The sequence below is a fragment of the Clostridium sp. ETTB3 genome, from assembly GCF_053571985.1.
This window is the reverse complement of record NZ_CP199832.1, coordinates 587894-603838: the sequence shown is the minus strand read 5'-3', so window position 1 is coordinate 603838 and position 15945 is coordinate 587894. Positions and strand designations below refer to the sequence as shown.

Sequence of the window (15945 nt, the reverse complement as noted above, 5' to 3'; positions counted from 1 at the left end):
AAATTCCTCCTTAACTTTTAATTAATTTGATTTAATAATTCATATACGTAGTCTTTTGTTGCTAAACCTTCTGAAAATGCAGAAGCGCTTCCTGTTGCTACTCCTAATTTAAATCCTCTTTCTATATCATTTACTTCTAAATACCCTGCAATAAATCCTGCTACCATTGAATCTCCAGCTCCAACTGAATTTTTAACTTTTCCCTTTGGAACATTGCTTGTAATAACTTCGCCATTTTCTTTAATTAAAATAGCTCCATCTCCAGCCATAGAAATAAGTACATTTCTTGCTCCCATTTCTTTTAATTTTTTAGCATATTCTATAATTTCATCATTTCCATTAAGTTTTATATTAAATAAATCTCCAAGTTCATGATGATTTGGCTTTATTAAAAATGGTTTATATTTTAAAACCTTTAATAACGATTCTCCTGTTGTATCTACAATAAACTTAACACCTTTATCTTGAAGAGATTCCATTATCTTTTCATAAATATCTACTGGCATTGTTTTTGGAATACTTCCAGCTAAAACTAAAATATCACCTTCAGTTAAGCAATTTAATTTTTCATAAAGTTCTTCTAATGCTTCTTCTGGAATATCTGGTCCTCCACCATTTATTTCACTTTCAACATCAGCTTTTATTTTAACATTTATTCTTGACATTCCATTTTTTAACTTTATAAAATCTGTATCACAACCAAATTCTCTTACTTCTCTTTCAATTTCTTGGCCTGTAAATCCAGCTATGAATCCTAATGCCTTGCTTTTAACCCCTAAGTTATTTAAGACAATTGAAACATTAATTCCTTTACCACCTGCGTAAACACTTTCACAACTACTTCTGTTAACATGACCTAAATTAAAATCATCCATTTTCACAATATAGTCTAATGCTGGATTAAATGTTATAGTATATATCATTATTTTCTTACCTCCAAAATCTCAGTTTCTTGTCTATATATATTATTATCTAAATTTGTAGTTATTATTTTAGCTTCTTTTATATCTGCAAAAGTTACAGAGCTTATTTTTTCAAATTTAGAATTATCACATAATATATATCTTTTCTTACTTCTATGTAATGCTTCATCTTTAACCATTGCTTCTTTAATATCTGGTGTTGTAAATCCTCTTTCTATATCGACTCCATTTGTTCCAAAAAAGCCTTTGGTAAAATTATATTTTTTTAAAGTACTAACAGTTTGCGCGCCAACTATTGCCTCTGTTGTTAATTTAAGCTCACCACCTAAAATATATGTAATACAATTTTTTTGAATAAGCTTTCTAGCATGTACAATTCCGTTAGTAACAAAAACAGCCTTTGTGTTTGTTATAAAGTCTATCATAAGTTCTGTAGTAGTTCCTGCATCTATATATACAAAATCATTATCCTTTATTAATGATGCAGCAAATTCGGCAATCAATATTTTTTCATTTATATTTAAGCCTTGTCTATTTTCAACTTTATCATCTATGGTAGTTATATTTATATCCTTTATTGATGTGGCTCCACCATGAACCTTTCTTAACAGCCCTAATTTATCTAGTGCAGTTAAATCCCTTCTTATAGTTGATTCTGACGTATTTAAATATTTAACTAAATCATTTAAATAAACTACTGACTCTTTGTCTAACTTCTCTAAAATTAACTTATACCTCTCTTGTGATAACATTTACACCACTTCCTTCTCTTTATGATACATTCTTTTATATAATAAGTCAATCACTTTCATTCAAATTCTTTCACTTTCATTCATTTTCATTCATTCTACCTTTCTTCAATAATAATTTGTATTTCTAAAATAATAAATTGCTATCCAATATTATTTAGTTGCATATGCAACTATTTTACCATTATAATATATATTAGCTCAAAATTTTATCACTTTAAAATAATTTTTATTTTATTAATGAAAGGATTTTTTTATATGAATTGTAATAATGAATATTTAGGCAAATATATTTCCTTAATTCATAGACAAGCTAATGTCTTTTTTACTAAAGAATTTAGTAAATTTGGATTTGGAAGTGGGCAATATATGTTTTTGATTCATTTATATAAAAATGATGGAATTAGCCAAGAAGAACTTTCAGAGTTAGTTAATATAGATAAAGGTACTACTGCTAAGGCAATTAGAAAACTCGAAGAATTAAATTTAATAAAGCGCTTAAGAGATTCCACAGATAAAAGAATAAATCGAATTTATTTAACTACCAAAGCAATTAATATTAAGGATGAGTTTTTTTATATTTTAACTAAATGGGAAAATATGCTTACTAAAAATTTAAGTTCTGAGGAATTATCTATGGGCTTAAATATACTAAATAAACTTTCAAACAATGTGATAAACAATAATTAATTATATTATTAGGAGGAAAAAATTATGGGACATCAAAATCACTTAGGTGAAGAATCTATTGGAAAGCTTTTATTAAAGTATTCTATTCCTGCAATAATTGGTATGTTAGTTAATGCCTTATATAATATTGTAGATAGAATGTTTATAGGTCGTATTCCTGAAGTTGGTTCACTTGCATTAACAGGAGTTGGAATAACAATGCCAATAATATCTATTCTTTTAGCTTTTGGTATGCTTATAGGAATTGGATCAACAGCAAATATTTCATTAAATCTTGGACGTGGCAAAAGAGATGATGCTGAACGTTTAATTGGTAGTGCATTAACTTTAAGTTTAATAATTGGTATTATAATTACTATTGTTGGACTAGTTTTCTTAAATCAAATATTAAATATTTTTGGAGCTAGTTCAACTACCTTAATTTATGCAAAACAATATATTACAGTAATATTAGGTGGATGTACTTTTAACATTATTTCATTTGCATTAAATAGTACTGTAAGAGCTGATGGTAATCCTAAAATGGCTTCATTTACTATGATTGCTGGATGCCTAACTAATGTTATTTTAGATTATGTATTTGTCTTTATATTAAATATGGGAATTAAAGGAGCAGCATTTGCAACTGTTATTTCTCAAGCTCTTACTTGTTCAATAATTATTTATTATTATACTAAAGGTAATTCTAACTTAAAATTAAAATCTTCAAATATAAAATTAAATAAAAAATTAGTTTCTATGACCTTTGCAATTGGTATAGCTCCATTTGCAACTCAAATTGCCAATAGTTTAGTACAAGTTGTTGCTAACAATTCTTTAAAAGCATATGGTAATGATTTATCCATTGGAGCAATGACTATAATAAGTTCAATAAACATGGTATTTATGATGCCTATCTTTGGTATTAATCAAGGTTGTCAGCCAATTATTGGCTTTAACTATGGTGCTAAAAAATATCATAGAGCTAAAAAGACATTTATAATTGCAACTATTGCAGCAACTGCTATTTGTACAATTGGCGGAATACTAATACAAATATTCCCAGAGTTTGCAATAAGCATATTCAATAATGATGCTGAACTTGCTTCAGTTGCTATTAAAGGTGTAAGAATGTACTTATTAATGATGCCTATAGTTGGAATTAACATAGTTGCAACTAGTTACTTCCAATCTGTTGGTAAGGCTAAAGTTTCTATGTTTGTTAGCTTACTTAGACAAGTTATTTTATTAATTCCATTTACTTTAATCTTACCTTTATTTTTAGGTTTAGATGGTGTTTGGGCATCTGGAGCATGCGCTGACTTCCTTTCAGTTGTTATAACATTAATTTTAATATTTAAGGAATTTAAATCATTAAATAAATTATATGCTGCAGAAGCTGCTTAGTTAAATTTAAATAAAATAGAACTGTATTAATTTAAAGTATAAATTCAAACTAATACAGTTCTTTATTTTTTTTACCCCTTTAAATACAAATAACATTATTTCAAATAACTATATTTAAACTATAATTATTTATAATAATAGCAAAAAAGGTTTGATATAAAATAAATCTAATATCAAACCTTTTATAAATTATTACATATTATTTAACTTTTCTAAAACTTTTTCTAACTCTAATCCGTGAACTATGCATGCTTGTTGTAAAGATTCCATAGTTGCTGACGGGCATCCTAAGCATCCCATCCCAAATGACATTAATATTTCTGCTGCTTTTGGGTATGTATTTACAATTTCACCTACAGTCATATCTTTTGTTATCATAATTTATTTCCTCCACTTATAACTATATATTTTAAAATTCAATTATTTACATTTTATGTCTAATAGATTGTATATTGTCTTCTAACTTAACATATTCATAATCATTATTCATCGTATTTACAAAGGCATTGATCCAGTGTTCTCTCAATTCATAAAATACGTCTACTAATATTCCTTCATTTTCCCAAATATTCTTATGTACACATACTCTTCTCTTCCACATTATGCTTTCTTCACTTGAATCAATTACTTCATTTACTCTATCACATGGCATTCCATCTAAAATATAATCATTCATACTATTAAAAATAGTTTCTGCATTTATATTTTCTAGACTTTCTTTAGCTTCATTTGCAGCATTAACACCTTGATTTTCGTATACTTTTCTCATATCTAAAATATAATCTTGATTATTTTCTAATATAACCTTTGTCCAAGCAGCCATTCTTCCTTCAGCACTATGAATTTTTCCTTGTAACCATCCATGAATATTACTTGTATCAATCATATCTTCAAGATTTTTATTAGGTGTTTTTGCTCCATACTTTGAATTTATTTCAGCTTCTAATTTCTCTACATCTATTCCTTTGTCTTTAGCAAGCTTTATAATTTCACCTTCTAAACCTTCAAACCATAATACTTTATTAAATAACCAATAATGTATCTTTCCTAAAAATAAACTCATATTCTCTTCTCCTATCTTTTGTATAATAATATTTTAATTTCTTAAAATGTATCATCTAAATTTATATTATTATTATACATCAAGTTTTAATTATATTAAGTAACATAAGTTACAAACTTTTAAATAATTTAATCTTTACCGTTCCATTTTTTCATTACATAATTTTACTTATTTAAATTGATTACAACTCCTTTAACTCTAGTCATAACTTCAATTGAATATCTTATTCCTTGAACACCTACTCCAGAATTTTTAACACCTAAGAATAGGAAATGATCTGGACCTCTTTTTGTTTTATTATTCACTTGAACTGTTCCACCTTCTAAAAATATAATTTCATTTTTTTAAAATTTTTATGTACTATTTTTTCAAGAACATCTATTAGCTCACAAGAATTTAAAACAGTAAAAAAAGGTATCTTTTTAGTATAAACATCCTTTCTACAATTATCACAACAATTTCTCATATAAACTTTTCTCCATTCTTTAAATAAAAAATACTTAAATAATAAATTAATATCATTTAAGTATTTTTATTGCTTTATTTATTATATTCAATTTTAATTATTAAAATTATTCTGTCAATCTTTCAGATATTGTTACTAATACTCTACTCTTAACTTTTGCAATTACATTATGCTCTATTCTCGCATCAAATTGTATTAAATCACCTTTATTTAAGTTATATTTTTCACCATCTACAAACTCTATTGATACGCTTCCTTCATAAATAAAAATGCTTGCATATCCATTATGAGTATGATTAGGCAATCCTTTTCCTACTTCAAAATCAAAATATACAACCTTAAACTTTGGATTAAAAACCACAACTTCTTTACTTTCACCAATCTTATCTATATTAGCAATTTTTATAATTCCATCATCCTTAAAATTCATATATTCCTCCTTATTTATAATAAATTTTTTATTTTTAATTTTATATAAAAATATACATTTTAAATTAAACTTCTTGTTGTAAACAAGTCTTTAAATCATCTTCTGGTGTACTTATAAGTCTTAAATTAAATGTATCAACTAAATATTGAAGTACATTTGGACTTAGAAATGCTGGAAGTGTTGGACCTAAAAATATTCCCTTTATTCCAAGTGATAATAATGCTAAAAGATCAGCTACCGCTTTTTGTTCATACCATGATATTATTAATGATAATGGTAATCCATTAACATCAGTTCCAAAAGCATCTGCTAATGCTGTTGCTATTCTAACAGCTGAATAAGCATCATTACATTGACCTACATCTAGTAATCTTGGTAATCCTGCAACTTCTCCAAACTCTAATTTGTTAAATCTGTATTTACCACAAGCTAAAGTAAGTATTATACAATCATCTGGAACCATTTTTGCAAATTCAGTATAATAACTTCTACCTGGTCTTGCTCCATCACATCCACCAATTAAAAAGAAGTGTCTTATCTTTCCATCCTTAACCGCATTTACTATAGTTTCTGCATTACTTAATGTAGCATTATGTCCAAATCCTACTAAAATTTCATGTGGCTCTTGGTCTTCTTCATATCCTCCAAGTTCTAAAGCTTTATTTATTATTTCAGTAAAATCTTTCTTTCCATCCTTACCCTTAGGAATGTGTTTTACTCCATCCCAACCAACAACACTAGTTGTAAAAATTCTATCCTTATAAGTTTCTCTTGGCTTCATAAGACAATTTGTAGTCATCAAAATACAACCTGGAATATTGTCAAATTCTTTTTGTTGATTTTGCCAAGCACTACCAAAGTTTCCTACTAGATGAGGATATTTCTTAAGTCCTGGATATCCATGACTTGGTATCATTTCTCCATGAGTATAAATATTTATTCCCTTTCCTTCTGTTTGTTCTAATAACATTTCAAGATCTCTTAAATCATGTCCAGATACTATAATAAATGGTCCCTTTTTAATATGTACATTTACCTTATGTGGTGATGGATTATCATAAACTGTAGTATTTGCTTCATCTAATTTTTTCATTACTGCAACACTCATATCTCCAGTTCTCATAGTCCACCTTATTAGTTCTTCAACAGATAAAGTATCATCAGTTGTTGCTTCTAATGCTCTTATATAAAAGTTATCAACTTGATCATCATAATATCCTAATTCTCTTGCTTGATGACCATATGCTGATATTCCTTTTAATCCATAAATTATTGTTTGTCTTAATGAACGAATATCTGGATCTAATTTTTGATCATACATTATCCCTGCCTTTTTAGCATCTTCTAACATTTCAGATTTTGTTTCACTTAAATTATAAGTTGCATGATCAGTATCATTTTTAATTTTTCCTACTTGTTTTCTTACTTTTTCCTTTATTCTTTGAGATTCTTTTAACATCTCCACATGAAAATCGGCATCAAAATTTACATTTGTTAAGGTTGTAAATAATGAATTTTCTATAAAAGTTACTATACTCTTATCTACATTTTCCCCTTTTTCAACTATTTCTTTTGCATAACAACTTATTCCCTTTATTTGATATATAAGCAAATCTTGAAGTGCTGCAATTTCTGGTGTCTTTCCACAGACCCCCATTTTAGTGCAACCTTTTCCTCCTGCTGTTTGCTCACATTGATAACAAAACATAGGATATTCCATAGCCATATTATTTTCCATAATTATACCTCCTAATTATTTCTCCTATATCTAATATATTTTGTTAAAGTAAAAAAAATATACCTATTATAACATTTAACAATCTATTTCAAGTTTTCAATCCTATATCCAATTTCTCTGTTTGCTAATTTATACCCCTCATTAATCATTTCTTTATTATTTAATGAATTTCCAGTTAAATCTTCAATTGTTATTTGATTTCTATTGCTAAAATATTTATTTAAAAGCATTTCTTCTATATCATCTTGAGTTACTATAGAATAATCATCTAATATATGCTTAACATCAAAATCATTTTTAACTAGTTCCCTTCCTACCAATATACTTCTATGACATCTTATAGGATCTTGCATTGCACCTAATAATATAATTTTATATCCCTTTTCACATCCATTCTTTAATCTTTCAACTCCTCTTTTAAATTCCTCTTCTTTTATTACTTCTTCAAAATTTGAATATCCTTCATTATTATAAGAATTCTTTCTTATACGCTTAGCAGCAAGTTCTTTTCCCATATAAATATAAACAAATCCTGCATTAGTTAATGTATATCTAATTGCTTCCTTATCAAACTGAATATTATATTTTGAATATGGTGTTCCCCTAATATCTACAACACAATTTATATTGTAATATTCCAGCATATCAATTAGCCTTTCCATTGTATAATTTGAATGACCTATAGTATATATCTCCATTTCTTTCTTCCTTTTAACTATTTTATTTTTTAACTATATTAAATTGCTATTTAGTTAAACTTCTAAATACTTTATAAATAATTAAATTATTTTAAATTTAAACATTATAATAAAAAATACTTAAGAGATATATATTGTTCCCTTAAGTATTTTCAATATACTATATTATATTTTTTATTAATCAATATCAATAGCAGATACCGGACAAGCATCTCTTGCTTCTACTGCATCATCTTCTAATTCTTTAGGAATATCTCCTGATATAGCAACTGACTTTCCATCATCATCCATACTATATACATCTGGACAGACTGATACACAAACTCCACATCCTATACAAGTTTCCTTATCTACAACTGATTTCATAAATATCACTTTCCTTTCTATAAAAACATACTTTTACCTTTATAGATTACCCAAATATAAAAAATTTAATCAAAAAATTAGTTATATAATTGAACTGCCTTAAAACTATATCTTAATTATATTTCTTTTCTAATTCTTCTAAAAGTAATATATATTTATTTCTTATTTCTTCATTATTAACTTCATAATTTTCACATTCTAAATTTACAAATTGCATTGTTTCTTCTTTTAAATTTCTTTCAGCAAATTTATAAATAACTCTATCTTCTTTATCTATATGTCTTGTTAATAAATGACTATATGATATTGCATTTGCTATTACATCTAATTTAGCTTCTTCTTCACCAGCTTTTAATTTATCTAGTGCTTCTACTAATTCTCTAATATGTAATCTTCCTAAATCATGTTCTACAAGCATTCCTTGCTTAACAGCTTTTTCTGCTGGTTCACCTAATTCTTCTACCATTTTAATAAAAAGAATTTTTTCTTCTTTCTTATGGTGATGGTTATCTGCATAATTTCTTACAAAATCTATTATTTTATCAAAATCTTCATATATAACTTCTTCACCGTTTAATATTTTAAAACAGCACTTTCTTATTACATGTAACATTCTAATAATATATTTATGTTCTTCATTCATTATTTCTATAGCTTTCATCAATTGTGTTCCCCTTATATATTTCTCAATATTGTTTTAATTTATGTTTTTATTATACATTAAACCTTAATTATTTTTCGTATCATATGTTACATATAACTTTATAAATTTTTATATAATACATTTAATATATGGAAATAAAAAAAAGTTAACTTCTGCTAAATGCAGAAATCAACTTTTTAATCATAGTTTATATAAATAACAATAAAAAATGCATATTAATGATTATTTTTCATTTAATTTTGCCATTACTTCTTCTAATTTTAATCCATGAACATAACAAGCTTGCTCTAATGTTTCCATTGTAGCTGATGGACACCCTAAACATCCCATTCCAAATCCACTTAATATTTCAGCTGCATTTGGGTTAAGTTCTAATATTTCTCCAATTGTATGATCTTTGTTTATCATAATTTTATCTCTCCTTTTATCTATTTGATATAAGTAATTATAAACTTAATTAATTTATTTAATCAATATATTTAAATTATATAATAAATAAAAATTTTTTATTGTAACAAGTGATACATTTAAAAATTTTTATACTTTTTCTTTTATAGTTTTATGTGAATATGCCTTTTTTAATATAATTGGTGTTGTTATTGCACATATAACTACCATTATAATAATTGCAGGTAAAAAATACATATTCATAACTCCCATTTTAAGTCCTTTATTTGCTATTATAAGAGCTACTTCACCTCTTGCCATCATACCTGTTCCAATTTGAATAACTTCATTTTTATTATACCCACAGATTTTAGCTCCTAATCCACACCCAATAACTTTGCTTAGCATTGCTACTAAAACTAAGACTATTGTCATTAATATAATTTCACTATTTATGCTAGGTATTTTCATTTCAATTCCTATACTTGCAAAAAATATTGGTGATAATAACATATATGAAATAATATCAAATCTTCTAGATATATATGATGTTTCTTTATTTTGAGATAAAACTAATCCTGCTACAAAGGCTCCTGTAATATCTGCAACTCCAAAAAATTGCTCTGCTGAAAATGACATTAATAAACAAATTACAAAAGCTCCTATAACAAATCTTCTTTTATCAACATTATGCATTGATATCCATTTTCCAAAAATTAAATAAATCAAATATCCAACTATTGCTGCAAATATTAAGAATCCTACAATTTTTAATAACACTAATCCAACTTTCACACTACTATCTGCCATACTTGTTATTACTGTTAAAACTAAAATTCCTAAAATATCATCTATTATTGCTGCTCCTAATATTACATTAGCTGATCTTTCACTCATCTTTCCTAGCTCTCTTAATGTTTCTACAGTAATGCTAACTGATGTTGCAGTTAATACAGCTCCTACAAATACATTTTGTAAAAATGCACTTACATTTGGTAAACTTCCATCATTAAATATATAAGCAACTACAGTTCCACCAATTAGTGGTATAATAACTCCCATTGTTGCAACTACAAATGCAGATTTTCCTACACTTTTAAGTTCTTTAATATCACTTTCAAGACCTGCAGTAAACATTAAAACAATAACTCCTAGTTCTGCAAGCATACTCAAAAAATCAGTTTCTTTTAAAATATTTAATACCGATGGTCCTAAAATTACCCCTGCAAGCAATGCTCCAACAACTTGTGGTAAATTAAATCTTCTTGTTAATAATCCTAAAAGCTTTGTACTTAATAATATTAATGCAATATCTAATAAATATTTATATGACATAATCACTACTCCTTCGGTATGGGAATTTATTAAATCTATTATGTATATAGCATATTTATATATATTTATTCAGTTTAAAATTTATACTTCTTTTATTAATAGAAAAAAAGAGTTATTTGTCAGATTGAATTTATTAAATTCATCTGTATATAACTCTTTTAATTTACAAAATATCCCTGCACCTCAGAGGTCCTTACTTTATTTTACAAATACTATTTTTACTTTAAATAAATCTCCATCTACGCTGATGTTAAAGGTCCCACCTTGAAGTTCAACAAAGCTCTTGGCAATTGCAAGTCCTAATCCTGAACCCTCAGTATTTCTTGATTCATCTCCCCTTACAAATCTTTCTGCTATTGTATCTACATTAAATGTTATTTCTTCTGCTGCCATGTTTTTCATTATTATCGCAACATCATCTTCATTTTCAATAATATCAATAAATACTCTTGTATTAGGCATTGCATATTTAGTTATATTAATTATTAAGTTTTCAAATACTCTAAATGTACGTTGACTATCTAAAGGTAATATCACCCTTTCCTTTGGCATATTCTTTCTAACTAATAAACTTGCTTCTTCAAGTTTATCTTCTAATTCAAACAAAGTTTGTTTCATTAAAGATACAACATCAATATTTTCTATATTTAATGTTATATTTCCACTTGTAGCCTTGCTTACTTCAAATAAATTTTCTATTAAAACTTGAAGCCTTTGAGCCTTCCTATCTAAGGTTTCAATATATTGTTTGCGTTTTTCATCTGATAGATTTTCATCTTTTAAAAGATCTGCATAAGTAATTATTGCTGTTAAAGGAGTTTTTAAATCATGTGACACATTTGATATTAAATCAGTTTTCATTCTTTGACTCTTAACCTCTTCATCAACAGCCTTTTTAAATCCACATTGAATCTTTTCTAAATCACCCTTAAATGGTTCAAATAACCCTAAATCTTCTTCTATTTTTACATCTAAATTACCTTCTGCAATCTTACTTGTTACTTCTCTAAGTTTACTATACTTTTCGCTTATTTTATCCACATACTTTCTTATTATAAAAAATAAAATAACTGAATAAAGTATAACTACAGGAATTCCAAAGAACCAAATAGAAGTTATTATTAATAATATTACTGCATTTATTGCTAATAGCTTTATTATTAATTTATTATTCTTTTCTCTTAAATCTACTTTTGTTATTTCATCTAATGTTCTTTTTATAATCCTAACACAGAGCATTATTACCATTCCAAAAATAGTTCTTTCCTTTATATAGTCTATAACTCCAACATTAAATACATATTTAATAACTAATACAAAGAAAAATACTGCTGAATAACTTAATAGCCATATTATAAAGTTAAATATCCATATTATTCTTTCTGGAATAATTAAACTTGGTATTATTTCTACAAATATTACTTGTAAATCTCCATTTAATGTAGCTTTAATAAGCTGACCTGCTAATGGTCCTAATGCTGCAATTGCAAGTCCAATAATAATTATCCAAACTTCAAATGGAATCTTACTTATCTTTCTAAATAATATTGTAGATTTAGCTTTCTTAATAGGAAATATCAATGCTATTAATGCTACGATTCCCGCTATTATAAATGCACCACCTGCTCCCATAGATTCATAAATACTAATATCAGCATTTTCTATCCCCCATCTTATATTATCATAAGAAGTTATAGTTTTAGGTACTGCATAAACAAATGTCATATTCTTAATTGGTTTAATATCTATATTATAATATCCTTCTTCATAATCACTATTAGAAATATCATATTCATTTCTAATATCAATTAAAGAACATTCTATATTTGATTTTAAAACTTCCTTGTCTCCCCCATTAATTTCAGAAACGTCCACATTGCCATTATTATCAAAATTAACTACAGCATAAAATTGATATTTATCTTTATTTACTTCTGATAAATCAATATTATTATTTTCAAATTTTACATTTTCATTTAAAGTTGTATTAGTTTTATTATTTATAGTATTATAATAGTAATATTTTAAGTTTGCATCATTATTCCATCCTAAAGTTTCTCTATTAAATTGATCTATATTGTTATTTAAAGCTTCTTGTATATAACTAGAATATTCATCTGCTTCTTCTGTTATATTCTTTTTTATATCTAATAAAAAATCACTTGCACTTTGATTTTCATTTTCCTTCATAGAATCATAATATAATGCATAGCTTGACTCAGCTATAAGATTGGCAAATCCATATTCATTAAAATAGTTTACTTTTTTACTTTTAGCTGATTTATCTATTATCTTATACGAACTACACATTCCTAAAGCAGAAGTAACTATTATAGCTATCATTACTAATATAGCTATAATACCTTTACTTTTATATATTTCTTTATTGCTTTTCAATTTTATATCCAACTCCCCACACCACCTTCAAATATTTCGGATTTTTAGGATTAATCTCAATCTTTTCTCTTATTTTTCTTATATGAACCATTATAGTATCAGTATTTATCGCTTGTTCATTCCATACTCTTTCGTATATTTCATCAGCAGCAAATACCCTTCCTGGATTTTTTATAAGCAATGCTAATATTTTAAACTCAATGGGTGTTAGTTTAACTGGTTTTTCATCAACTGTAACTTCTTTAGTATCAAAGTTTAACTCTAATCCACCAACACTATAGATATTTTCTTTAACCTCAGGTTTTTTTACCATATTTAAAAATTTTGAATATCTTCTAAGTTGTGAATTAACCCTTGCTAATAATTCAAGTGGTCTAAATGGCTTAGTTACATAATCATCTGCCCCTATATTAAGTCCCATTATCTTATCAACTTCTTCTGATTTTGCAGATAACATTATTACAGGGAAATCATAATTTTCTCTAAGCTTCATAACAAAAGTTATACCATCCATTTTAGGCATCATTACATCAACTATTGCTAGATGAATAGCTTCTTTTTTTAATACTTCTAAACCTTCAATTCCATTATTCGCTATAAAAACATTGTACCCTTGATTTGTTAGATATGCTTCTATAGCAATTGCTATATCATTTTCATCTTCAACAACTAAAACATTATATGAGCTCATTTTATCCATCTTTATTTCCCCCTCTTTTTTTTATTTTACAAACATGTTTGCTTAATATATTATCAATAATAATTCTAAAAACTAAACAATAACTATATATAATTCTAAAGATTTTCTAAAAAAATTCCTCAGAAGAAAAAAACAAATTTTCTTTCCACTGAGGATACATATCTCTAACTAAGCTATATATTTTAAAATACCTTCACCTAAAATATATCCTGCTGAAATAAATACACCATTCCATATTAATATTCCAAAGGCTGAATATACTGTATATTTAAAAAAATTCATTTTAAGTACTCCTGCAGGTATTGCAATTATAGTTCTTGCAACTGGAATAAGCCTACTTACAAATACACCAATATGCCCCTTGCTTCTTAAATACTCTAACTTTTCATGTATATACTTCTTTTGCTTTGGAAACTTCTTAGTATACTTATCTAATAAAAAGTTTCCTCCATAATACCCCAGAAAATATAAAACCCCACTTCCAATTACTCCAGCAATAACTGATAATATTAATACAAAAGGAAAGTTCATTTCTCCTCTTGATACCCATAGTCCTGCTAATGGCATTATTATCCCCGCTGGAAGACCTGGTAAATTTAAATACTCTAAAAATACAATTATAAATATAAACAACACACCATACTGTGACAAATAATTTAAAATACTATTAGCATTCATATTCCTTCCTCCAAATTTATCCTTTTTATTACTCACTATAATTTTATAATATCTCTAATAAATAAAGAAGATATTATATTAAATATAAAGAAATTCTTAAGATTTAATATGATATAAGACTATTACAATTCAATTTGTAATAGTCTTCCTAATAATACCATTTATTAAATTACCTTTTAGCTAAAACTTATACTATTATTAATGGTAGCTCCACAATAAATGATGTTTCATTATTTATTATACTTTCAGCATATATTTTACCCTTATGATCATCAACTATAGTCTTTGCTATAGAAAGTCCAAGTCCATATCCACCTGTTCCTCTATCCCTTGAATCATCAACTCTATAAAATCTCTCAAATATTTTCTCTAAATGTTCCTTTCTTATGTCTTCACCTGTATTTTTAACTACTAAGTAAAAAATGATGCTACAGCTTTTTATACCTTTGATGAATATAAGGATGCTGTTAGTAACTTATTAACATTTGGATATGATAGATCAACTAGTATTGCAGCTCAACTTGATGGTACTCAACCTTCAACAAGTACTGGAACTATTGAAACTACTGTTAATTTAACTGCTATGGGCCAACAAGGCGGTGGAAATGGCAAAGGTGGTATGAATAACATGGTAAATAGACCAGATAATAATACTACAATTGATAATAGTACTGCTGCTAATACACAATACTTGGAGTATCATTATTTAAGAAGAGAAAATACATTAGCTAAAAAACTCAAGCATCACATGGAAGCGAAAAATGAAATATTCATTTTCCGGTAATGGTGAAATTTTCACCTAGAATTTAATTATTTTTGGAGGAAAAGAGGCGTTAAAAAGCTGAGGGAATAAAGTGACTTTCCAAGCTTTAGCCCCTTTTCCGGAAAAAATAATATAAATTCTTAACGCAAATTACACCATTCCTGGATATAATATCATTAATTTTCGTCATTACGACATTCAAGCTTTAACGAACAATTTAGCTATTTTACGCTTTTCACTTCGAATTCTTGGAACCTGTATTTTTGACCAGTTGGATTAGTCTTTCCCTCTGGTACTTCTTCAACAAACATATCATAAGGTCTTACAAAAAGCCCACAATCTCCATATAAGGCTCTATAAAGAACCATGGTTTCTTGAGTTTCTGAATGCTTAACAAAGTCTTCAACTAAGTATAAATCTCCCTTGAAATGTCTAAAAATCTTTCCTTTTAAATTAGATATATCTCTCATAATTTTGCTCCTTTAATAATTATATAATTAAAATAAAAGAAA

The 15945-nt window shown here is 26.6% G+C and carries 20 protein-coding genes and 1 pseudogene; 3 read left to right on the top strand and 18 right to left on the bottom strand.

Going from position 1 to position 15945, the window contains the following annotated elements:
• Positions 1–17: 17 nt before the first annotated feature.
• A complete protein-coding gene (gene pfkB, locus ACUN06_RS03015; protein WP_291732619.1) occupies positions 18–923 on the bottom strand; it encodes a 1-phosphofructokinase in 906 nt (301 codons plus the stop codon).
• The gene (locus ACUN06_RS03010) at positions 923–1675 is read right to left on the bottom strand and encodes a DeoR/GlpR family DNA-binding transcription regulator (protein WP_294126371.1); all 753 of its coding nucleotides are present in this window, start codon (positions 1673–1675) and stop codon (positions 923–925) included. The genes pfkB and ACUN06_RS03010 overlap by 1 nt, the downstream gene beginning before the upstream one ends.
• A gap of 255 nt (positions 1676–1930) precedes the next feature.
• Here ACUN06_RS03010 and ACUN06_RS03005 point away from each other — a divergent pair, with 255 nt between their 5' ends.
• On the top strand, positions 1931–2362 hold the full coding sequence (locus tag ACUN06_RS03005; protein ID WP_291732624.1) for a MarR family winged helix-turn-helix transcriptional regulator: 432 nt from the start codon (positions 1931–1933) through the stop codon (positions 2360–2362).
• Between the two features lie 24 nt (positions 2363–2386).
• Positions 2387–3748 (top strand): MATE family efflux transporter, encoded by a 1362-nt coding sequence (locus ACUN06_RS03000; protein ID WP_331891301.1) that lies wholly within the window; start codon positions 2387–2389, stop codon positions 3746–3748.
• Positions 3749–3940: 192 nt separating this feature from the next.
• On the opposite strand, the gene ACUN06_RS02995 is transcribed toward ACUN06_RS03000, so the two are convergent.
• The 15 genes and pseudogenes from ACUN06_RS02995 to ACUN06_RS02925 form a co-directional block, all read right to left on the bottom strand.
• Positions 3941–4126, bottom strand: coding sequence for a DUF1858 domain-containing protein (locus ACUN06_RS02995; protein WP_331891303.1), 186 nt, complete (start codon positions 4124–4126; stop codon positions 3941–3943).
• A gap of 46 nt (positions 4127–4172) precedes the next feature.
• Positions 4173–4811 carry a hypothetical protein gene (locus ACUN06_RS02990; RefSeq protein WP_291732628.1) on the bottom strand — a complete coding sequence of 213 codons (639 nt, stop codon included), beginning with the start codon at positions 4809–4811 and terminating at the stop codon, positions 4173–4175.
• A gap of 164 nt (positions 4812–4975) precedes the next feature.
• A pseudogene (locus ACUN06_RS02985) lies at positions 4976–5137 on the bottom strand (aldehyde dehydrogenase family protein); the annotation flags it as partial.
• Positions 5134–5277 carry a hypothetical protein gene (locus ACUN06_RS02980; RefSeq protein WP_449390076.1) on the bottom strand — a complete coding sequence of 48 codons (144 nt, stop codon included), beginning with the start codon at positions 5275–5277 and terminating at the stop codon, positions 5134–5136. The pseudogene ACUN06_RS02985 and the gene ACUN06_RS02980, both read right to left, overlap by 4 nt.
• A gap of 106 nt (positions 5278–5383) precedes the next feature.
• Positions 5384–5707, bottom strand: coding sequence for a cupin domain-containing protein (locus tag ACUN06_RS02975; protein ID WP_412217345.1), 324 nt, complete (start codon positions 5705–5707; stop codon positions 5384–5386).
• A 64-nt stretch (positions 5708–5771) separates the two neighbouring features.
• Positions 5772–7445: a hydroxylamine reductase gene (hcp, locus tag ACUN06_RS02970; protein ID WP_294126376.1), complete on the bottom strand. Its 1674-nt coding sequence runs from the start codon at positions 7443–7445 to the stop codon at positions 5772–5774.
• Positions 7446–7528: 83 nt separating this feature from the next.
• Positions 7529–8143, bottom strand: a complete 615-nt coding sequence (locus ACUN06_RS02965) for a DUF488 domain-containing protein (RefSeq protein ID WP_449390075.1) — start codon at positions 8141–8143, stop codon at positions 7529–7531.
• Positions 8144–8320: 177 nt separating this feature from the next.
• Positions 8321–8509: a ferredoxin gene (locus ACUN06_RS02960; protein ID WP_291732638.1), complete on the bottom strand. Its 189-nt coding sequence runs from the start codon at positions 8507–8509 to the stop codon at positions 8321–8323.
• Between the two features lie 112 nt (positions 8510–8621).
• Complete coding sequence (locus ACUN06_RS02955) at positions 8622–9170, bottom strand: hemerythrin domain-containing protein (protein WP_449390074.1); 549 nt, start codon at positions 9168–9170, stop codon at positions 8622–8624.
• A gap of 225 nt (positions 9171–9395) precedes the next feature.
• Complete coding sequence (locus tag ACUN06_RS02950; RefSeq protein WP_291732640.1) at positions 9396–9581, bottom strand: DUF1858 domain-containing protein; 186 nt, start codon at positions 9579–9581, stop codon at positions 9396–9398.
• A gap of 129 nt (positions 9582–9710) precedes the next feature.
• Positions 9711–10898, bottom strand: a complete 1188-nt coding sequence (locus tag ACUN06_RS02945) for a cation:proton antiporter (protein WP_302538632.1) — start codon at positions 10896–10898, stop codon at positions 9711–9713.
• A 195-nt stretch (positions 10899–11093) separates the two neighbouring features.
• Positions 11094–13304, bottom strand: a complete 2211-nt coding sequence (locus ACUN06_RS02940) for a sensor histidine kinase (RefSeq protein ID WP_449390073.1) — start codon at positions 13302–13304, stop codon at positions 11094–11096.
• Complete coding sequence (locus tag ACUN06_RS02935; protein WP_294389909.1) at positions 13279–13983, bottom strand: response regulator transcription factor; 705 nt, start codon at positions 13981–13983, stop codon at positions 13279–13281. The genes ACUN06_RS02940 and ACUN06_RS02935 overlap by 26 nt, the downstream gene beginning before the upstream one ends.
• Positions 13984–14160: 177 nt before the next feature.
• The gene (locus tag ACUN06_RS02930) at positions 14161–14670 is read right to left on the bottom strand and encodes a DedA family protein (protein ID WP_291732644.1); all 510 of its coding nucleotides are present in this window, start codon (positions 14668–14670) and stop codon (positions 14161–14163) included.
• Positions 14671–14857: 187 nt separating this feature from the next.
• Positions 14858–15034: an ATP-binding protein gene (locus ACUN06_RS02925; protein WP_291732663.1), complete on the bottom strand. Its 177-nt coding sequence runs from the start codon at positions 15032–15034 to the stop codon at positions 14858–14860.
• 264 nt (positions 15035–15298) lie between these two features.
• Here ACUN06_RS02925 and ACUN06_RS02920 point away from each other — a divergent pair, with 264 nt between their 5' ends.
• Positions 15299–15454, top strand: a complete 156-nt coding sequence (locus ACUN06_RS02920; RefSeq protein WP_294126378.1) for a hypothetical protein — start codon at positions 15299–15301, stop codon at positions 15452–15454.
• A gap of 200 nt (positions 15455–15654) precedes the next feature.
• On the opposite strand, the gene ACUN06_RS02915 is transcribed toward ACUN06_RS02920, so the two are convergent.
• A complete protein-coding gene (locus tag ACUN06_RS02915) occupies positions 15655–15903 on the bottom strand; it encodes a DUF1653 domain-containing protein (RefSeq protein ID WP_291732648.1) in 249 nt (82 codons plus the stop codon).
• Positions 15904–15945: the final 42 nt, after the last annotated feature.